This is a genomic window from Polynucleobacter sp. UB-Piko-W3 (assembly GCF_018881635.1).
Taxonomy (GTDB): domain Bacteria; phylum Pseudomonadota; class Gammaproteobacteria; order Burkholderiales; family Burkholderiaceae; genus Polynucleobacter.
Window position 1 is genome coordinate 833,256 of sequence record NZ_JACVPY010000002.1, and the last position, 18,022, is coordinate 851,277.

Genomic DNA, 18,022 nt, shown 5'->3' on the forward strand with positions numbered 1-18,022 from the left:
GCTATACATTCAAAGGTAACCTCTTAGCCTTCGAGTACGCGCACCTTATGCGCCAACCGCAACTTCCAATGTCATTGATACGACCGTTAATGGAAGTGGGTCTTTTTGCCGAACAAACACTTGACCGGAGTTATTCCATGTTGGGGTAATCACAACTTGTAGCTCATCGGATTTATAAGAAGGTGGCGAACCATAAGGCTCAGTGGTTCTTTGTTTGGCTTCGGTTAAGTGATCGCTATCTGCCCCCACAAAAATACCGGAGCTGCGATACACGCGCAGCCACACGCGATTGACATTCTTGGTTCTACCTTGACCAAAACCCGCATCAATTTGAGCAAACCATGGCAGCGTTTGAATATCAGCAGTAATTGGCAGCCCTACCGTCACTTTAGAGGCGGCTTGATCTAGCATGACTGTGCCACTAGTCACTACACGTTGGGGGTGGACAGCACCATCAGCGAGAATGCTGACCGTTTTTCCTTCTAACCAACTTAACCCACTAACCGAGTCTCTTGCAAAACTAAAATTATTAATCGGGGTGTTGCGTAACGCTACTGGCAGTACATTGTCAATTCTGCCTACTGCAACGGTCGTACTAGTAACGCCAGTAATCGTGATGCGATACGAGTTACCGCTGGCATCTTTAAACACAAAAGCATCGTTTAAATCAGTCAATGCTGGGTAAGCAAAGGTCGCTGCTGATGCGGTAATAGTTAAGGTGTCACTCGTACCCCAAGTAGTACCACCACTAACGGTAATCGTTTTAGCGGTGGTGTTGGCGGTATTGAGTGTTGCGCCAGCATCCACAAAGAAAGCATCGGCTGGGTCAGTGAATAAGCGACTTGCCATACGCTCTACATAACGCACAGAAGCGCCGTTAACGGTACGCTTAACAACAACATAGAGCACATCCTCGTTACCTTCTGCAACAACGCAGCAGCTCTCAAAAGTGCCATCAGTGTCATGTCTATGCCATGAGCCAACTTGCTGCTCCGGAACGTAGGTAATGCCCAATAATTTACCGCTACTCGAAATCATCCACACTACCGGCTGAGGTGCTTTAGCAAAGCACATGTCCACAATCGTGTTGCCGTCAAATAAATGGGGTGCGCGAAGACTTAAATCGCCGGTGACATAACCCGATGCTTGCCAGTTATATGCCAACTCACGTACATGCCCTCCCCTTGCTGCGGCATAGATCATGGCGTTGTTAATAATGACTGGCTGCACGTTAGATGCGCCAACATACGATTGGGGTCTTACTGACACTGAGGTTGGTGTAATGGCATCAGTATTAATCGAGGTAACACGCCACTCTGCTGAACTGGTCAATAGAACCAAGTTCGTTAAAGGCACGATATGGCGAATCGTATTGGCTTCCCTTGCCGCAACCCTAAAGTTAATTGAGTCGCTGTCTTGCGTTGGTAATGAATAACTCAGATTCGATTCCGTACCTGAACGCGTCATCCATAAGTTCTGAGGTTTATTAATCGTGCCAGCAAAGCAGCGTCGCTGCTCAAAATAGGAAACGGCTTGTGGATAGTTGCCAGTACTATCAAATGGGTTGTAAAACTCTGATGGGCATTGACCAACGTCTGCTGTAATGTTGTCATCTTTAAAGGTCAATCCATCGGTCTGACCAATATAGCCATATAAACCATTAAATTGCTTGTAGACGTTATAGCGCTTTGCAGCTGGCGCAGCTGCCCAAGTGATGGTGTTGTAATTTCCTGAAACTAAAATATTGCCAGTACATGAGGCTGAGGTTGATGGCAACGACATATCAATACCGTTTGACCCAACCGTAGCAACCACATAGTTGTACACCGTTGAACCCGCACCAGTTGCTGTTGCACTAACTCCAGTAGGAGCTGACAGATTGGGCACAAAACTAATATTGATTAATTGCCATTGAGTAGCCCCATAGCGTCGCAACTCAGCTGGTGGATAGTTTGGGTGCACTAGTGTCAAGACGTCTGCCGATTGCACAAAGTGAATGTCAAACAAATCTGCCTCGACATAATTGGTCGGCACTTCGTAATAAATCGAAGGCATTGGATACCAATAGGTGGCATTCGGTGGAATGTTGTTGTAATTGGCTACCTTACAGTAATAGTTCACACCACCGACATTGACCATATCCCCCACTTGATAGGTTAAGTAGCCAGTATGTGTGCCGGACTGAGTGCCGCTAGTCACAATCGAAAACCCGCCAGCAGTTTGTGCAATCTCAAAAGTATTAGTTTGGGGATTCTTCACGTAATACGCTTGACCCGCAGTAATACCGGTAGGCAGTGCACCAGTTGTACCAAACGATACTTGCTGACCGGCAGTCAAACCATGCCCAGTCCAAGTAATGTTTGCTGGAGCATTAGCAGTATGAGTTCCGGATTGCGTGCCAGTAGTGTTAATGGCTGTGCCACCGGGTGTGGCTGCAATTTGAAAGGTGTTGGTTGCGGGTGACACTACATAATAGGTTTGACCCGAACTAATACCAGTAGGCAATGATCCGGTGGTTGTAAAGTACACCGGCGACCCCGCTGTCAAAGTATGCCCAGTCCAAGTAATTACTCCGGGCGTAGCAATTGTCATAGTGACAGTTGCCGCTGTCGGTGAAATAGTTGATGTAATGGTTGAAGAGGCTTTAAATGATGAGCCAGTGCCAGCCAATAGGCTTGATCCTTGAGTATGAAAACGGATATAGCCTTCGCCAAACTCGAGCACCATCGTTTGCGTGGTCGAATAAGAGAACGGAATTAAGCGCGTTTTCTTAGCCGATGTTTTAACAGTATTGACGTAAGCTGTGCCGGGTCGATTATTTACCACGCCATGCGGCAACACAATAAAGTTACGACAAGTGGCTAGTCCACTTTGAAACTTGGCATCGTCAATCCTCCCATACATCTCGGGAGTAAGCTCTCCCCCTCCAAATGAACGGTTAAGAGTACGAATATTTGCCATAAATTATCTACCAGCCATCCAAGGGGTAGACATTTGTACCGTTGTTCTACGTTGATTGGCATCGGATACCGTTGCTCTTGTAAACCCTACTTGGAACATTTGGTAGCAGCGCTTGGCTTCGGCTGCGCCAGCGTCGCCTTTAATGATTGCACCAGCAAGATAGCTCGCCAAAAGCCATGACAGACAATCGCAAAATAGCGGACTGTATTTAGAGCTATCGGTCACAATGCCGGTATAACGCAAGATGGCATTTTCGACGTTGGTATAAATTACCGCAGTGCCATCATTAAGGGATTCGCTAGTAAACGGTTGTGGGGTATATAAACCCTGACCAGTATTGGTTACCCCGGTTTGGGTGTACGCCATTGGAAACGGTTCGCTGTAATCGTCCGGCGCATATTGTGCATAGACCGCCAGCAAATTAACAGCATCAATTGGCTGCACATAGGTGTATGCCCATTGAGGAATAGTATTCGTGCCGATTAATGCCATGCTGGCGCGTTTAGTTGCAAAGCCCCAGTTGTGCATCTCGAATAAAGAATTTCTAGCAAGCGGATAAAAACGCTGGCAATGCTCAGCCTGTGCGCTCCCTTCAGGAGGGTCAATGCTAGAAATAGTGGCGCTATCGCCTAAATGGGATAACGCTAAATTACAAATATCGACTGCACTAGCCACGATTCACCTCAAATAGAAGTGAGGGGGACGAATCCCCCTCGATTTAATGCTTACTTACCTTCGTTTTTAGAATCAAAGGAGAACGTATCAACCTCATCTTCTGTTTTATCGGCTTTCGCCTTTTTGCCTGTTATCAATTCCAAGTTATCACTAGCGATGCCGTCGTACTCGACAATGGCTCCTTCTTCATGAACAGTGTTATTGATAAAAGATTTTTCTAAAACTTTGTAGCGAGGCATACGCAATCTCCTTGATTCTTAAAAAATTAGGTAACTGAAAAACCGGATGCATAGGTTTTGTTATCAGCGATGTCATCCGCAATATCAGTAGTCACGTTACCGGCTGTCATCGTGCCAACAACCACATAGTTAGCACCAAGGTAACGACGACCTTGACCACCAATTTGTGGGTTGATACGAATAGCGAAACGAGCGCCAGCAGTTAACGATGCCAATGGAATTACGGCAGACGCACCTACTACTGTCACGTTAGTAGACAGAGCAGCGTTGTCAGCAGTAATTGCTTGGAACTGGATAGAAGTACCACCAGTAAAAGCAGTCGGGATTGTGAAATACATGTAGACATCGTTGCCAGCACCCATGTCGCGTGCTACTGACAAATCAACTGTGTCAGTAGAAACGGCAGTAGTAGTAACAGCTTGCGCGGTTGAAACGCGTAAAAATTGATCAACTATCATTTTGATTATTCCTTTAAGTTAATTGGTTAAACCACGCGAGCTTCGGTATTGAGAAGCTGGTCAACCCGACGGAGCGGAACCCCGAGGAATGACAAGTAGCTGCTTGGTGTACCAAACTGCGTTAACGCTTGCTCGATCTTCAGAACGTACTGTGATTTGTCCATTGCAGCTAGTGCCATGCCGCTATGAACTGTACGGTTCATATAGAAGGCTGGGCGACCCATTGCAATGTTTGGAATACGGTACAAAGCGCGTGCCATCAACTTGATGATGTTGGTTGCAGCGGAGGCAGCTTGAGTACCAGTTTGACCAATCAGATCAGATACGTTGATGTTGCAAATACGCACGACATAACGCCAGTCTTTAACAACCAAACCGTTTTTCCACTGATAGTGAGTACGGTAGGCTTGATAACGTGAACCCGCGCTATCCCAAACAGTATTCAAACCGAGGTCATCATGAATCAGACCGGCTTTAGAACCTTTAGGGAATGGGCAGAACACAGTGTTATCGCCCCACACTACTAAGTAGATGGATGCGTTATTTGAACCAGTACCACCAGCATCTAAAATGTTTTGGCTATTACCAGCACCGCTGATTGCGGAGTAGCGAGTTGCCAAACCAAGATATTGCTTAGGGTCTGTTCCGGGGTTACCGTAGAACATGGTTTGTGCTTGAGTTTGATTCATTGCTTCCAAGAAAGCAGTGTCTTCGCTCAAACGGAAGCCAGCAGTGTTGCCGTTCAATTCAGCTAAGTCTTTATCGACTTCGCTGTAGGCTTCTAACATGCCAACAGACTCATCTACCTGAGCAGATGTGGATTTGGATGTTGGAATACCTTGGTTGATTGCACGCCAGTACACAGTTGGTAAACCAGTACGAATGACTACGCGGTGACCAGTAGGTAAATTACCTTCCATGAAAACTGCGTCTTCAAGGATTTCGTTGGACTGACTTAACAGTTCAGCGATAGTTGGGACTTTACCGTCCGGGTCTACACGTTTTGCCCAATCCGCTAGGGTTAGGGCTGAGGTTGATAATGTTGCCATTTAGAAACTCCTTATTAGGTTTGTGGCTGATTTGGATACAGATTCTTCGCGGCATCGCGAGAACCTTTAGGAGCGCTGCCTCCGGAGGAGACAAAACGATCCTCACTAATTGCTTTTCCAGCGCGGTAGAAAAACCGAATAAATTCGGGATGATTACCAAGACCGGATTCGTTTAATACCTTGCGCAATTCAGGCGTACCAAAGGTGTCTAAACCTTTTTTAGCCACAGATAAGTTTTCGTTGAGCTTATCGCCACCAAATTCTTTGTCTGATTTAGCTGCCTCACCCCATTCAACCCGAGCTTTTTGCAGAACTTCGGCTTGCTTGCCTCCAATTACCTTGGAACGCTCTGCGGCTAGGTCAGCTAACTTTTGCGCTTGTGCTTGGGATAGGTTCAATTCTTTAGCGACAGTCTTAATGGAATCCGTTACTTCCGGGTCAACAGTAGCCCCTTCCATAATCGTAAAATCCTCATACTTTTCAGGAGCAGTCTGCTTGGCTGCATCTTGACTCTTACCATCCTTGGCATCTTTACCATCAGGCGTTAAGGTGCTATCCGAACTGGTCTTCTGATCCGCAGTTTGCTGCTGATCCGAAGTAACCAAAGTACCCTCGGCTTGTTGCGCTACCGCTGGAGAACTAACTTCAGCAGTAGTTGGTGATGCACTCGCGCCTTCAGTGGTCGTTGCGGCGTCCGTCATCATTGTTTCGTTTGACATCTGTTTGCTCCTTTAGCATTAACGCGTACTGATCGGGTGCATGTTCATTAATCTGTGCCATAAGCATCAGCCCAACATTTCTTTGCCCTTCCCTAAAGAAGGTTTCTGAGTTGCCGGTAAATGAACTGCGATACACGCCAGTCCGCTCAAGTAGTCGCCACACAATGCGTCGACCTCTTTTGCTGCCCATAAGCCATTTAAAATCTTCTTGCTCGGTCTGAAGAGTCAGTTTTCTGACTTCGTCAGTTTCGGCTTTCGCCTTTTCCTGACCCCTTAGATCGAGCGGATCGCTATAACTCATGATGCAAATTTATCTCTGTACATGTTAGGTACGCGCACTACTCGCCGTACAACATCGTGGCTGCATCTTCTTTTGCACTGGTATTACCCGGTGCATCAATTTGCATATCGGTAATTTGCAGTTCAAGATAGACTTCCTTTTCTGCACTCTCGCCACCCTCTTCCAAATCGGCTTCTTCGGTTACACGAGTTGCTACTGCCATGGCATGAATCATCATCTTTGTTCCAGCCGGTGGAGGTGTACTAATTCCAAGAGCTGCTGATTGATTGGGGTTTAGCCGAATACAAAGACCGTAGCCATAAGGATTGTCTTCATAACTCTCAGGCGCCTCATCGGCAATTGCCATGTTTACTAATGCCATTATTTAATCTCCGTTGCGGATGGTGAGTTGTAGCCGGAGAACATGTTCATCACGTCAGTGAGTCCATTTTGTCCGGAGGTATCTGCTTGTGAGAGCGTTTGAGCGGTTTGAGCGCCTTGTGCCATCTGTTGTTGTTGCTGTGCATCTTGTTGCGCTTTAGCACGTTGTTGCCGAATTGCTGCAACATCTTCATCTGACTTAATTAGTGACGGATCAACGCCTAGTACATCGGAATAGATGTCTGCCCACTTGTCAGCATTAAATTTGTCAAGCACTTCAGGCTTGTACTGCGCAACAGCCCCTAAGTTGCCCATGAATCGGTCAATACCATTGGTCGATACTGCCTTTTGAGCTTGTGCCAGCATGGATACGAACTCCACATCAAGGCTCATGCCCTGTAACTCTTCAGGAGGTGGAGGCACAATCCCAGCATCGAGCATGCGATTGAACGTCATTTCAATGAGTGGGTCTAGCAATTCATTTTGAAGACGCTCAATCACCGTACCGAGCATCAAGAGCTTCTCTTCATGACGTTCTGCCACTTCAGTTGCCGTCATGCGGGTATCGGTTTGGTTTGCCAGCATCAAGAACAAGTCAGCGTAGAAGGTTTTCTCAATACGACCACGACAATCCTGAATATCCATTAGCAAATGCGAAAGATCGATGTTGACTTCAAACGCAGTTTGGATTCCTTGAGTGCTGCCAGTGGAATCTACAAATGAAATACCCCCCGGCAAGGTTTCAATATCGCGATTTTTCATCGAAGTTGGTACTTGCAATGGCGGCTTTGTCTTGTAATCGATGCCTTGTGCTTTACGCAGCTGCTCATGCTGGAGCTGTTTAATATCGCCTAGTGCTTCCATGCCCGGACTATTACCGTAGATGTCACCACCACTAGTTGTCCAGCGTGGGCACAATGCTGGGAAGACTTTAAAGCCTGACTCACGTAAGTACTGGTTCTTTTCACCATTGAGTTCAAAGTAGCATGACGAATACGGCATGTTCTTATCGTCTTTTTTAGTGACATCGCGATCAATACGAGGTTCAATCGCATGCACAATGGTCACCCATTGATCAAGGCTACCTCTGTCATGCATATTCTTGACAGTAGAGCTGACGTTATTAATACCAAACTCACCAACGACTTCGGCTACCGTCTTTTGAAATTCACGATATAGAGTATTAACCTGACCACGATAGTCTGTGGCAATGGCAAACTCACCAGTAGTCAGTGGGTAGTGTCGAATAACATCGTTGTAATCGTCCATTACCACGCTGGCGCTAGTACCAAAAGCACCTAGCTCTTCATACATGTGATGCAATGCCCGATAAGTGTTGCCTTTAGAAAAGACTTCGAGCATCAAGCGCGTGACTTCATTGAGCCAAACTTTGACTGCATGATTTTTCATCAAGTCTTTGTCAGCAATCCCCAATCTAAACCAAGGACGTGCTGGGCTGGTCATGCCAGCCATCATTCCCGCTGCTAGAACGCGTAGCGCTCTTGTGCCAGTGGAATCATAAATATTGTTGTGACGGCGATAGCCTTTATCGCGGTCTTGAATAAAGAATCGACCACTACGTGGCAACAAGTAGTCGCTGATTTCTTTCCAGTGCGTTACCCATGAGGCACGCTCAGATTTAAGCGCACCCCAGCGGGTGTAGAGCTTATCGCGATGGTCAGACAGTTTATTGGACTGTCCGTCGCCGTTATATTCGCTCATAAGTTACTCATCCCTTCCCAATGCTCCCGGCAATGCTTTGCCTTCTGACTTCTTTTTAGTTTCCGGATTAGCATTGCCAGCATTTACATCGGCTGCTGCATTGTCAGCAGCGATTTGCTCCGGTGTTCGGTTATCTACAGGGTCAGCCACTGAGTTATCAGTAGTTGCATTGTCAGTAGCTTGCTTTTGTTGACCATCTTCACCAGTGACTGTGTTCACTACATCAGCGACTGCACTCATGATGCTGCCAACAAATCCACCACCGCTAGAGCCACCCATGATTAACCACCAAGCAAGGTGTTCTTGCCTAAGTTCAATGTAGATGGATCAATACCGCTAGTGCCAGTGAGCATCGTTCCGGATTCACCACCCCGAGCAGACGCAGCATTGCTAGACATCATTGCTACAGTGTCAGGCTGCTTAGCGTTAGCTTTGTTAATTTCTTGCTCTTGCATTGCTGCGGTCTTATCAGCATTAGCTTTGGATTGTTGCAATGCTTGCTGCTGTGCAGCTTTTGCATCTTGACCATTTTGATAAGTTGTATATGCGGTTGCAACGGATGCAACGGCAACAACGGCTGCGGAAACTCCCATGTTATAGCTCCTTTGAATACATAATGTCTTGAACGGAATACTTTAGGCGCGGCATAATTTTGTCGAGCGATGTGCCTTCTTTTGCATGCCATAACATCAGTCGCGCTCCTCTTTCTTTAGCTGCCTTTTCGGTTTGTCGTATCAACTTCAAACCGATCGGGGTATTGCGATAATCTTTATGCAAGAACAGCAAATCGTTATGTGCATACATAAGGTCTGCATAGTGCAGATGGTTGCCCACAATGTTGAGTGAGTAGCCCACCATTTGCCCATGCTCATAAGCAGCAAGGATCAAGAGCATATTTGCTTTCTCCATCGCCAAATACCTTGGGGTATCCGGTTTGAGAATCATGATTCCCTTATTCTTTGCTACTTCATGCCAGTGTTGCTCTAACAACTCGCCGACATCCTTAAGACCAGCTTCATAAGAAATCTCATGGATGCCATGCAATGGTTCAAATGTAGCTTTGGAAGATTGAGGTACGCGCACTGCATCGATGATGATGTGGACTCTTCCAGCGTTGCTGTGATTGACTACGCTATGAGGTTTGTGATGATTGAACCACCACAGATCACCGGGTTGCATATGTACTTGTTCGCCACCACAAGTGAAGATGTTTCCCTGTTGCGAGCTGAGCACCACATGAAAGCGTTCAAAGTGCTGGGCATACGCACCTTCATCAATGTGCTCATCAATGGAGCCACCGGCTGCAAGCTCAACAACCATCACTCGACCTAGCTCTTCAATACCCATCTCTAACAAAGTGGGCTTAAGGAGTTGTTGCACTTGTGGCATCAACTCTTCAATGTAGGGATAGTCGTATGACCCTAAGTCTTCTTGCACATCGTGTTGTGAAAAGGTTTTAGAGCCACGCAAGATGATGCATTTAGTGTCATGGTGAGCACTACCCTCGTAATCTTGACGAATGGTGATCTCATCCCACAGGCTAGGTTTGGTAGCTATCTTGTCTAGCAATGGCTGCACATTTAAGCCTTGCGCGATTCTCTTTAAGTTCTCCATGTCATTTCCTTAGTGTTAAATGGGTCGTACTCACGCTCTTTTTGAAATTGCTTGCGGTACATGTCGATTTCTGCCTTCTTGGCTATCGGCTGAGCAAAGGTCAAAGCCAATGCGTCGCCTAAGTCGGGGGATGGCAATCCCCTTTTTTTGATGTCATCTTTAGGTTCAAGCTGCTTGCGACCAGCGCTGTCATACCAAAAGATGGGAGCAGCTAAGTCTTGCTTAAGGTCAACAAGATTGGGTATCGAGGCTCCGGTCTTAAGCCAGTCAGCCATCAAGAACCACATCTCTGCTCGCTTGTTCAGGTATCCCGGATCAAGGGATTTGCCACCAAAGTGAATCTCAATCACGTCATAGCCAAGCTGGCGTAGTCTGTCGATGACACCCGATCCATTACCAGCATCAATAAACACTGCATCGGGTTTCCAACTCTCAATCTTGGCAGCCACTCGACTGGCTAAGTCCATGTTGTCTAATCCCCGATAGACCTCAGGTTGCAATGCAGCCATACCTTGACGTGGAAAGATAACGCTGCGGTCATCACCAAAGCGTGCTGGGTCAACACCGAGCACTTTGGCTGCATAGTCCATCTCGTTTGGTTTATAGATACGCTGAGCTGCACTCTCCACATCCGATAGTGAGATCAGCTGGTCATCACCAGCAGCAGAGAAGTCACACAGATACTCGCGTGAGAATGAGGTTTCACTCATATCTCGGCGTAAGCGCTCTACTTCATCGGCATCAATGGAGTGAGTGTCATAAACGGTGTATTTAGCGCTGTGCCAGTCCGGTGTGTTCTGCGCTTTAAAGTACAGCTCTGAGAATAAGTTGACTCCTTGTGGCGTCCCAATGAACAAACACCACCCCTTGCGGTCTGATGTGGCTGGTTGAATCACGTCATCCCACACTTCTTTACGAATCTGCGACACCTCGTCAATCACGCAGCCATCGAGCCGGACTCCGCGCATGGCTTCACCGTTATCTGCGCCAAAGACTCTGATCATTGCGCCATTGTTTTTAAACTTGACTGATAGTTCACTCTCATTGATGTCCACCATGGCAAGCTGACGCAATGGTTCAATACGTTGCTTTAACCTTTGCCAAGCAATTGCCTTAGCTTGCTTGAGAAAAGGTGCCACGTAAAAGAACATGCCAAGGTCTTTATCAAAGCGCATGGCATGATCAAGCAGCTCCATCAATGCCAACTCAGTCTTACCCGCTCGCCTGTGAAGAGCTAGAACAGTAAAACGTGCCATCTTGCGATGACATTCGCGTTGCCAATCTCTTGGAAAGTAATTAAACCCGCTGCGAACTGTCGCTGGTGTTGCTTTATTCACGTGGAACCCCTGTCGTGAAATGCACAACAATTCCACCTTCCATTTGATTCTTCACTTCAGCTGGCAGTATCTTGGCAATCAAACCCATAAACGCAACAGGGTTCGTTGTCGCTTGACCTAACAAATAATCTTGACCACCAGCATCCTCTAGTGCACCAAGAATCATTTCCTTAATCGCTTTGGTATTTTTATTGGGTATACCCGCTCTGCTGTTGCCCTTCTTTAGATTGGCTAATGATTTTTGTTTGCCACTGACAACAGGCAATGCTGGTGTGGGTGACTCGAGATTGATCGTCACTGTCTCGAAAATCGGTTGGGCTTGTTGCGTTTTACTCTTGCTCATCATCAATCCTCAATGTCTTGTATCCAAAGGGGGTTTGAGCGCGTCTTCGGTACTGGCAAACACCCGCAATCATGGAAAAGGACACGCTGAACATGGCAGCAAGCTGCCGATACGTTAAGTTGTGGTCTTCATGCAAGTCACGAATGCGATCGATTTGTTCATTACTCAACTTAGCGTTCTGATGGTCTTCACCAATCCGAATGCCACGCTCATTGACCGCAAGAATCACGCGCTTTTGTTTGGGTTTAATTGGTTGTGACTCACTCATAGTGTTGTCTCTTTCTCAACGTAGTTGCCAATAAAAAGACTGGCGACAGCGGGAGTCTGCACCTCACTCCATTGCAAAGTGAGTTTGCGAATCCACTTGTCATCCATCCAAAAGCCACACTTGGTCAAAGCATCGCCAACAACTTTCCAAGCGTTATCCAAATCACGTCGTCTTTTATCCGGTGGAAACAAAGTGCAAGTCACTTCTAATGGCGTGGCTAATTCAAGAGAACCACAATGGCGGTGAACAATCAGGGCAACAGACTTGTAGTACTCGCGAGCAATTGGCGTAAGGTAGTGATGACCTTGCCTTGTGTGCTTGTACATGTGATTGCCACTGGGTGGAAAAGGCAAAGTCAGGTTCACATTAATCATTGCACTCATCCTTGTCCCATGCGATGTCCCGGCACTGTCCCTCTCTATAGAGAGGGGGACAGCGGGACAGTGACCGGTTCACAGTGTCTCGCTCGGTGCGGGACAGTAGAACGCCGTACTTATTGGGTTTGCGGGTAGTGTCCCGCTCTGTCCCGCTAGGGGTGAGACACTCATTTTGGGTGCTGTCCCGCTCTAAGTGGGACACTAAAAATGCTTTTGAAAGAACCATTTGATGTAACCCTCAAGCTGTTTAGTTGGAAAAGAACCCCCCTCACCTTGTTGCGTAAAAATCAGCACCCGATCCCTGTCCGAGGATTGAGACAGCACGTATTCACCTATCCGAATCCGGCTGCGATTAATTAAATGCTGTTGCGCTGGATGATGTGCCTTGCGTAATGCAAACGCACGCTCATCATCAAGTGCGTCTAATTCAGATTTTTTTGACATTGCGTTTTTTCCATTTCTCATAAAACGTCGTCGTTATCCCAGTTATCCAGTACTTGCAGATGACTAGCTGCTGAGCCATTCGCAATAACATGTGCTGGAGGTGTGCCCAAGCGTTCATAAATATCTGTACTAACTTCGTTATTTGCTGCATTGCTAACTCCTGTTCTTTGCCAAACTGGCTTATCGTTTTGTAAAAGTTGATGCCCAGTGCGAGACAAGGCATCCTTACCTTCTTGAGTAACTGCATCCTTGCCGACAAATCCGTACTTACGCAAACCACTAAGTGCGTTTTCAGCTTGGCGTTTAGGGCAATCGAGTGCTTTTTGTAGATCACGTATGGATAACCAACCTCTATCGAGGATGGCTAACACCTCATGAGCGAGGATGGGGTCGTCTTTAGTACGCTGCGCAACGCGAGCATTAATCAAATCATCGGATTCAACTAACAGACCACCAGTGACTTCATGCCCTTTGGCATCCATGATTCCTAATGGAATGCCGCGAATCTTGAGCATCACATCCGGTGCTATCTCAGCCTCTTTCATCTTGGTACAAATAATGGTGACGTTGGATGAGGCATCTTTAGCCACGCCAAACTCAGCATCAACCGCAGCTCTTAGTGCCGATGAACCCCGAGCGCGTGTGCCCTCGTGTCCGCTGTGGTGAACTAGCACCACCGTTATCCGAAAGCGTTTGCGGATTTTGTCATCCACGATTTGAATAAAGCGACTCATATCAGCTGTGGAGTTCTCATCCCCATCGCCAAAGCTACGTGCCACCGTATCAATGACTGCAATGCGTGGTGGCATGCCGGTGCTCAGCGCGATTTGCTCAATCTCGCTCGCCATAAAGTCGACGGTATCTTCATCGAGTACCTGAATGCCCCGCGAGGATTGATACAGCGGTGCACCCTTAATGGAGATGTTGCGACCCAAAGTCCATGCCCGAAAGCGTCGACTCATGCCGTTCAAGCCCTCAGCAGCAATGTAATAAGCCCCACCTTGCTGGGCATCGTGTTTGCCTAACCACTTAGTGCCAGTCGCCACACTCATTGCCCAGTCAATCGTTAAAAAGGATTTGCCTGAGCTGGGAGCGCCATACACCAGCGTTAAAGAATCGGTTTCGACAAAGTTTTCAATGAGCCAGTCAATCGGTTTAATGTTTTCAATCAGCTCATCGACACGCAAAAATAGATTGGGCTTAATCTCTATTGCTGTTGTCAGTTGCTCATCACCAGGACTATCAAAAATTTTGGTAGCCTCTTCGATGTGCGTAGTACCCGCGCCAGCTCCAATCCAATCGGCTAAATCTTTGCCAGTAGTTGGATTGGCTATATAAATATTGGCTGCGTGACCTACTAAGGTGCTGCGTACCCAATTGGCGTGACGCATACCGGGTTCATCTTGATCAGGCACGATAACCACTTCTGCCCCATCAAAGATTTCGCCCCAATGTTTTAGCCACTTATTGCCTGACCCATTGTCAGCACCCATCGGGTTACATGTTGCGACTAAACCAATAGACTTTGCAGCCTCTACATCCTTCTCACCTTCAACGATATAAATCACATCGCCATTGCGAATGCCAAGTAAGACCATCGGTAAGTTGTAAGGAACTTTGATCACGTCTTTAAGTGACCATACCCAACCACCGTTATCTAATGGTCTGCGCTGGCGAAAGTCTTTAGGTTCATAGCGCACGCATTCGTAAAGCACTACACCGTTCTCATCGGTATAGGGATAGGTCGCCACAATTTTGGGTTGCACTACTACTGGTGGTTTATCACTCACCTCACCTTTTTTGCCTAAGGTGTCGTAATTAATCGCGACTCCGCTATCGATGGGAGCAGCTTTGGGTTTGGTAGTCCATAAACCTTTTATCTTGAGTTCATTAATAACGTCGTCTTGTGCACAACCAGCGTGGCAACACACCACCACATTTTGTTTTTTGCCTTGCGATACAGACAGGCTGTTGTTGCGATCGTCGTGCGCTGGGCAACGGCAAGACCAACCAGTACCGGACTTACGTGCATTACCCAATGCTTTGGCGATAGATTCTGCTGATTCATAGTGCATGTAAGTGTTGCCTGTCCTTATCTATCAAAAATGTCCGTCCAATCAAATAGGGTGCCGGGTCGAAGAATCGGGACAGGAGAGGCGATTACGACCCCTAGTCGATCAAACTAGGAATAACGACCCGGCATAGATAAAGAGTTTCTTAAATCATGTAATCCATAAGCTGTTTTGTCATAATCACAATAAGAAGTGCTAGTTAAATTGGCTATCAGTTAGACCACTCAAATCCGATAAAGTGACGGTTTTGCCAATATCTTGGGCAGCAATAATGATTTGACCCCAGTACTTTTGCGGAATCTTGCCGTCAGTGCCACGCTGCTCGTTACTAGTAGACCAGCGACTAATCGTGCTAGGACAGACTTTTAAGGTGGTAGCCAAGGCTCGGCATCCCCCAAAAATCGAAACAATCTTGCTGGCGGGTTCAAGATGATGAATTTGCTTTGCCATAAAACCTCTATTTAACACATTGGAAAGCCCAATTATAGGTGTTTTGTGCGTTTATGACAAATCATTGTTGACATTTTGTTCTTAATAACGCAACATGTTAACGGAAGTATTCGTCTTGATTTGTTTGGGTATGTTTTTGTACTCAAAAAATATTTTTATAGAACAGTAAAAAAGTTAAAAAGATGCCGAAAAAGAATGAACCGATGATGATGTTTGTTGGAGGAACAACAAATTCCAAACCATTAAAGGTTAAAAAAGTATCGACTCGCAAAGATGGAAGTGCACATATCGAAACTAGTCGTGTGACTAATGCAGATGTTCCATCAAATGATTCAAGCAACAAAGCGCTCTCCTCTGCCCTAGGCTTGTCAAAGCAAGATGCATTAGAGGAAGCACTCAAGCGTATTGAAGAGCTTGAAAAGAAGATGAATGCTGATTACATCAGTGATGCCATTACAAATCGCACCTCAAAACAAATTGCAGCCACCAGTAAGTCACTTAACCTAACCCTAACGCCTGAAGTGTTAGAGCAAGTTGATGCAAAAATTCAGATGAAGCGTGAATCTACGCGTGCATCTTTACATCGTTTGCGTCAAGAGAAATTAGCAGCTATGCCCGAGGATGCTCGTGAACTTTATATCAAGTCACAAGCAGCCGCAGCTCGCGCTAGGGAAGAGGCACTAGCCAAAGACCCTGAAGCAGCTGAAAGGCTTAAGCAGTTTGAGCGTGAACGTATGGAAAAGCGAATGAACGAAGAGCGTTCTCGCGAACTCAGTAACGCAACATCTTGGTGGTTTAGAAAGCAACTTCAAGAACGCCAGTTAACTCAAACCAAACTTGCGCAAGAACTCAACATGGATACCGCAGCAGTTAGCCATATGATTAATGGTAGACGTCAAGTATCCCTGAAGGATGCAACTAGACTTGCTGAAGTATTTAACATTCCAACGACCGAAGTGATGCGTCAAGTTGGCTACGATGTAAAAGATGAAGTCCGCATGATTGGGATTCGCTCCTATACGTCTGATGGCTTTAACGTAAAGGTCTTGGATCATGGTGGAATGCCTAGTAAAGTCGCAGCACCCTACGATGTTGGTGCAAGGGCTTTTGCGATTCAGGACAGAACAAGCGGCAGCCCTCGTGATGGTTGGTTGATGTTTATTGGGGAGCAAAAGATTGAACCTAATCTTGCCTTACATCGCCTAGCACTTATAACGCTTCAAAGCCCTAACCCTAACGAAATGGTTGAAGGTTTCTCGCCGGTTCAAGTTCTAGGAATTGCCATGCCCGGCTACACCCAGTTTCAATACAAGATTTTGAAGGCTCCTGAACTAACGGAATACCTTGAAGACGTCTTCATTAGCCATATTCAGCCGGTCTTGTGGATTCAGCCACGTGGAATCCTTCATCACTTTAAGCCATGAAAAAAAATATTTTCTATATAAACAATGGGGTTTCAGGCGAAAACTCCCTTTTTTATACTTTTTTTATCAGAAGGTATTGCGTTTCGCACAAAACAGCTATAAAATCGAGTTGTGGGCAAAGACCGCCACAAACTAACCCGACAGGAGAACTTTATGCAGATTGATCAACACAGCCTCATTCAAGCAGCTAACCACTATGCAAACAGACAGGACAGTTTCGCTAGTGGGAAAGCCCAAATCTGCTTGAACCTTGCCACCACACTTGACCAGTATGGTGGATTTGTAAGCGAGAAACAAGCCAACTTTGCTACCAACTTGATTAAGTGGTCTATCCCTCATCAAGCGCAAGTTGTGCGCCCTATCGCCCTTCCTAAGCTCTACGCCCTAGTTAAAAATCAGAACCTGACATTACACCTTGGTCAATGCAAGCTGGTTCTATTTGGCTCCGGTGTCGTTGGCGTAGTTAACCCAGTATTTGGTATGGGAACTTATGGCGTTATCAATGCAGATGGAATCTTGAGCAAGTTAGCCAAGTGCCCTGACTCAGTTGTTGCCATCTTGAAAGACGTTGAAGTTCGCGGTCTTGATGCAGTTAAAGAAATTGGTCGTGCTACTGGACGCTGCTCAGTTTGTTCACGCACCCTGACTGACCCTAAAAGTATTGAGCTGGGAATTGGTAGTACATGCATCAAGCGTTTTGCTAATTACCGCGAACCGTCCCTTTTTGTTTAACTACGAATTGTGATTCGCACATAACAGCTATCTATAGACAAATTATTTAATCAAATCAAGGACATACATCATGGTTCACGTTAACGATTTACCGGTTGAAACCCTCGTCAATCGCTTGGTTCAAGCCAAAGCATTGGAAGTTGAAGCCAATCGCCAGCGCATTCAAGCTGAAGAGTTGCTGATTGCTCGCTTAGGTTCTAAGCCTGAGAGCCGTCAGTCACACATGCTCGACTCAGGCGACACCGTAGTTATCACTAGCAAGATGATTTATCACGCCGACATGCCAGCTCTGATTGAACTCAGTGCTCGCTTGCCGGACGCAATGCGCCCTGTGCGCATCAAAACCGAACTTGACCAAACCGCAGCCAAGTACCTCCGCAATAACGAAGTCGAAGCATGGAGAGTTATTGCCCCCGCTATCACCATCAAGCCCGCCAAAACATCGGTGGAAATCAAACCATTTATCTAAAGGACAGA

At 46.5% G+C, this 18,022-nt stretch carries 21 protein-coding genes and 3 pseudogenes; 3 read left to right on the forward strand and 21 right to left on the reverse strand.

The genetic code is table 11. The annotated features are described in order from the left end of the window. Positions 1–45: 45 nt before the first annotated feature. The 21 genes and pseudogenes from ICN31_RS10680 to ICN31_RS04595 all read right to left on the reverse strand — a co-directional run. Positions 46–540, reverse strand: a pseudogene (locus tag ICN31_RS10680) (hypothetical protein); the annotation flags it as partial. Positions 541–744: 204 nt separating this feature from the next. Continuing rightward, positions 745–2,049, reverse strand: a pseudogene (locus tag ICN31_RS10685) (hypothetical protein); the annotation flags it as partial. A gap of 618 nt (positions 2,050–2,667) precedes the next feature. Further along, positions 2,668–2,961: pseudogene (locus tag ICN31_RS10690) on the reverse strand (hypothetical protein); the annotation flags it as partial. Between the two features lie 3 nt (positions 2,962–2,964). After that, positions 2,965–3,636 carry a hypothetical protein gene (locus ICN31_RS04510; protein WP_216258978.1) on the reverse strand — a complete coding sequence of 224 codons (672 nt, stop codon included), beginning with the start codon at positions 3,634–3,636 and terminating at the stop codon, positions 2,965–2,967. Positions 3,637–3,686: 50 nt separating this feature from the next. Further along, entirely contained in the window at positions 3,687–3,875 is a 189-nt protein-coding gene (locus ICN31_RS04515) for a hypothetical protein (protein ID WP_216258981.1), read from the reverse strand. Between the two features lie 26 nt (positions 3,876–3,901). After that, the gene (locus ICN31_RS04520; protein WP_216258982.1) at positions 3,902–4,333 is read right to left on the reverse strand and encodes a Bbp16 family capsid cement protein; all 432 of its coding nucleotides are present in this window, start codon (positions 4,331–4,333) and stop codon (positions 3,902–3,904) included. Between the two features lie 26 nt (positions 4,334–4,359). Next, the gene (locus tag ICN31_RS04525) at positions 4,360–5,382 is read right to left on the reverse strand and encodes a major capsid protein (RefSeq protein ID WP_216258984.1); all 1,023 of its coding nucleotides are present in this window, start codon (positions 5,380–5,382) and stop codon (positions 4,360–4,362) included. Between the two features lie 14 nt (positions 5,383–5,396). Then, the gene (locus ICN31_RS04530; protein ID WP_216258986.1) at positions 5,397–6,101 is read right to left on the reverse strand and encodes a protease; all 705 of its coding nucleotides are present in this window, start codon (positions 6,099–6,101) and stop codon (positions 5,397–5,399) included. Further along, positions 6,058–6,402 (reverse strand): endopeptidase, encoded by a 345-nt coding sequence (locus tag ICN31_RS04535; protein WP_216258988.1) that lies wholly within the window; start codon positions 6,400–6,402, stop codon positions 6,058–6,060. The genes ICN31_RS04530 and ICN31_RS04535 overlap by 44 nt, the downstream gene beginning before the upstream one ends. 37 nt (positions 6,403–6,439) lie before the next feature. Next, positions 6,440–6,763, reverse strand: coding sequence for a capsid staple protein (gene gp10 / locus ICN31_RS04540; protein WP_216258991.1), 324 nt, complete (start codon positions 6,761–6,763; stop codon positions 6,440–6,442). Next, a complete protein-coding gene (locus ICN31_RS04545) occupies positions 6,763–8,484 on the reverse strand; it encodes a portal protein (RefSeq protein ID WP_255530910.1) in 1,722 nt (573 codons plus the stop codon). Before ICN31_RS04545 ends, gp10 begins: the two co-directional genes overlap by 1 nt. 3 nt (positions 8,485–8,487) lie before the next feature. Next, entirely contained in the window at positions 8,488–8,763 is a 276-nt protein-coding gene (locus ICN31_RS04550; RefSeq protein ID WP_216258994.1) for a hypothetical protein, read from the reverse strand. A 2-nt stretch (positions 8,764–8,765) separates the two neighbouring features. Beyond that, positions 8,766–9,077 carry a hypothetical protein gene (locus tag ICN31_RS04555; protein WP_216258996.1) on the reverse strand — a complete coding sequence of 104 codons (312 nt, stop codon included), beginning with the start codon at positions 9,075–9,077 and terminating at the stop codon, positions 8,766–8,768. 1 nt (position 9,078) lies between these two features. Beyond that, positions 9,079–10,098 (reverse strand): GNAT family N-acetyltransferase, encoded by a 1,020-nt coding sequence (locus ICN31_RS04560; protein WP_216259005.1) that lies wholly within the window; start codon positions 10,096–10,098, stop codon positions 9,079–9,081. Beyond that, complete coding sequence (locus ICN31_RS04565) at positions 10,086–11,435, reverse strand: terminase large subunit domain-containing protein (RefSeq protein WP_216259007.1); 1,350 nt, start codon at positions 11,433–11,435, stop codon at positions 10,086–10,088. The genes ICN31_RS04560 and ICN31_RS04565 overlap by 13 nt, the downstream gene beginning before the upstream one ends. After that, positions 11,428–11,778: a hypothetical protein gene (locus tag ICN31_RS04570; RefSeq protein ID WP_216259009.1), complete on the reverse strand. Its 351-nt coding sequence runs from the start codon at positions 11,776–11,778 to the stop codon at positions 11,428–11,430. Before ICN31_RS04570 ends, ICN31_RS04565 begins: the two co-directional genes overlap by 8 nt. After that, positions 11,765–12,046: a hypothetical protein gene (locus ICN31_RS04575; RefSeq protein ID WP_216259010.1), complete on the reverse strand. Its 282-nt coding sequence runs from the start codon at positions 12,044–12,046 to the stop codon at positions 11,765–11,767. Before ICN31_RS04575 ends, ICN31_RS04570 begins: the two co-directional genes overlap by 14 nt. Next, positions 12,043–12,429 carry a RusA family crossover junction endodeoxyribonuclease gene (locus ICN31_RS04580; RefSeq protein ID WP_216259012.1) on the reverse strand — a complete coding sequence of 129 codons (387 nt, stop codon included), beginning with the start codon at positions 12,427–12,429 and terminating at the stop codon, positions 12,043–12,045. The genes ICN31_RS04575 and ICN31_RS04580 overlap by 4 nt, the downstream gene beginning before the upstream one ends. 195 nt (positions 12,430–12,624) lie before the next feature. Continuing rightward, positions 12,625–12,867 (reverse strand): hypothetical protein, encoded by a 243-nt coding sequence (locus tag ICN31_RS04585; RefSeq protein ID WP_216259014.1) that lies wholly within the window; start codon positions 12,865–12,867, stop codon positions 12,625–12,627. 17 nt (positions 12,868–12,884) lie between these two features. Next, the gene (locus ICN31_RS04590; RefSeq protein WP_216259016.1) at positions 12,885–14,942 is read right to left on the reverse strand and encodes a helicase RepA family protein; all 2,058 of its coding nucleotides are present in this window, start codon (positions 14,940–14,942) and stop codon (positions 12,885–12,887) included. A 192-nt stretch (positions 14,943–15,134) separates the two neighbouring features. After that, on the reverse strand, positions 15,135–15,389 hold the full coding sequence (locus ICN31_RS04595; protein ID WP_216259018.1) for a hypothetical protein: 255 nt from the start codon (positions 15,387–15,389) through the stop codon (positions 15,135–15,137). A gap of 182 nt (positions 15,390–15,571) precedes the next feature. Here ICN31_RS04595 and ICN31_RS04600 point away from each other — a divergent pair, with 182 nt between their 5' ends. The 3 genes from ICN31_RS04600 to ICN31_RS04610 all read left to right on the forward strand — a co-directional run bounded on the left by ICN31_RS04600 (position 15,572) and on the right by ICN31_RS04610 (position 18,014). Further along, complete coding sequence (locus tag ICN31_RS04600) at positions 15,572–16,813, forward strand: helix-turn-helix transcriptional regulator (protein WP_216259020.1); 1,242 nt, start codon at positions 15,572–15,574, stop codon at positions 16,811–16,813. 153 nt (positions 16,814–16,966) lie between these two features. Beyond that, complete coding sequence (locus tag ICN31_RS04605) at positions 16,967–17,545, forward strand: DUF6011 domain-containing protein (RefSeq protein WP_216259021.1); 579 nt, start codon at positions 16,967–16,969, stop codon at positions 17,543–17,545. Positions 17,546–17,615: 70 nt separating this feature from the next. Further along, a complete protein-coding gene (locus ICN31_RS04610; RefSeq protein WP_216259023.1) occupies positions 17,616–18,014 on the forward strand; it encodes a hypothetical protein in 399 nt (132 codons plus the stop codon). Positions 18,015–18,022: the final 8 nt, after the last annotated feature.

Bases quoted from the DNA above. Each gene is read 5' to 3' on its own strand.
- ICN31_RS04515 (WP_216258981.1), bottom strand. From the start codon at position 3,875: ATGCCTCGCTACAAAGTTTTAGAAAAATCTTTTATCAATAACACTGTT.
- ICN31_RS04520 (WP_216258982.1), bottom strand. From the start codon at position 4,333: ATGATAGTTGATCAATTTTTACGCGTTTCAACCGCGCAAGCTGTTACT.
- ICN31_RS04525 (WP_216258984.1), bottom strand. From the start codon at position 5,382: ATGGCAACATTATCAACCTCAGCCCTAACCCTAGCGGATTGGGCAAAA.
- ICN31_RS04530 (WP_216258986.1), bottom strand. From the start codon at position 6,101: ATGTCAAACGAAACAATGATGACGGACGCCGCAACGACCACTGAAGGC.
- ICN31_RS04535 (WP_216258988.1), bottom strand. From the start codon at position 6,402: ATGAGTTATAGCGATCCGCTCGATCTAAGGGGTCAGGAAAAGGCGAAA.
- gp10 (WP_216258991.1), bottom strand. From the start codon at position 6,763: ATGGCATTAGTAAACATGGCAATTGCCGATGAGGCGCCTGAGAGTTAT.
- ICN31_RS04545 (WP_255530910.1), bottom strand. From the start codon at position 8,484: ATGAGCGAATATAACGGCGACGGACAGTCCAATAAACTGTCTGACCAT.
- ICN31_RS04550 (WP_216258994.1), bottom strand. From the start codon at position 8,763: ATGGGTGGCTCTAGCGGTGGTGGATTTGTTGGCAGCATCATGAGTGCA.
- ICN31_RS04555 (WP_216258996.1), bottom strand. From the start codon at position 9,077: ATGGGAGTTTCCGCAGCCGTTGTTGCCGTTGCATCCGTTGCAACCGCA.
- ICN31_RS04560 (WP_216259005.1), bottom strand. From the start codon at position 10,098: ATGGAGAACTTAAAGAGAATCGCGCAAGGCTTAAATGTGCAGCCATTG.
- ICN31_RS04570 (WP_216259009.1), bottom strand. From the start codon at position 11,778: ATGAGCAAGAGTAAAACGCAACAAGCCCAACCGATTTTCGAGACAGTG.
- ICN31_RS04575 (WP_216259010.1), bottom strand. From the start codon at position 12,046: ATGAGTGAGTCACAACCAATTAAACCCAAACAAAAGCGCGTGATTCTT.
- ICN31_RS04580 (WP_216259012.1), bottom strand. From the start codon at position 12,429: ATGAGTGCAATGATTAATGTGAACCTGACTTTGCCTTTTCCACCCAGT.
- ICN31_RS04585 (WP_216259014.1), bottom strand. From the start codon at position 12,867: ATGTCAAAAAAATCTGAATTAGACGCACTTGATGATGAGCGTGCGTTT.
- ICN31_RS04590 (WP_216259016.1), bottom strand. From the start codon at position 14,942: ATGCACTATGAATCAGCAGAATCTATCGCCAAAGCATTGGGTAATGCA.
- ICN31_RS04595 (WP_216259018.1), bottom strand. From the start codon at position 15,389: ATGGCAAAGCAAATTCATCATCTTGAACCCGCCAGCAAGATTGTTTCG.
- ICN31_RS04600 (WP_216259020.1), top strand. From the start codon at position 15,572: ATGCCGAAAAAGAATGAACCGATGATGATGTTTGTTGGAGGAACAACA.
- ICN31_RS04605 (WP_216259021.1), top strand. From the start codon at position 16,967: ATGCAGATTGATCAACACAGCCTCATTCAAGCAGCTAACCACTATGCA.
- ICN31_RS04610 (WP_216259023.1), top strand. From the start codon at position 17,616: ATGGTTCACGTTAACGATTTACCGGTTGAAACCCTCGTCAATCGCTTG.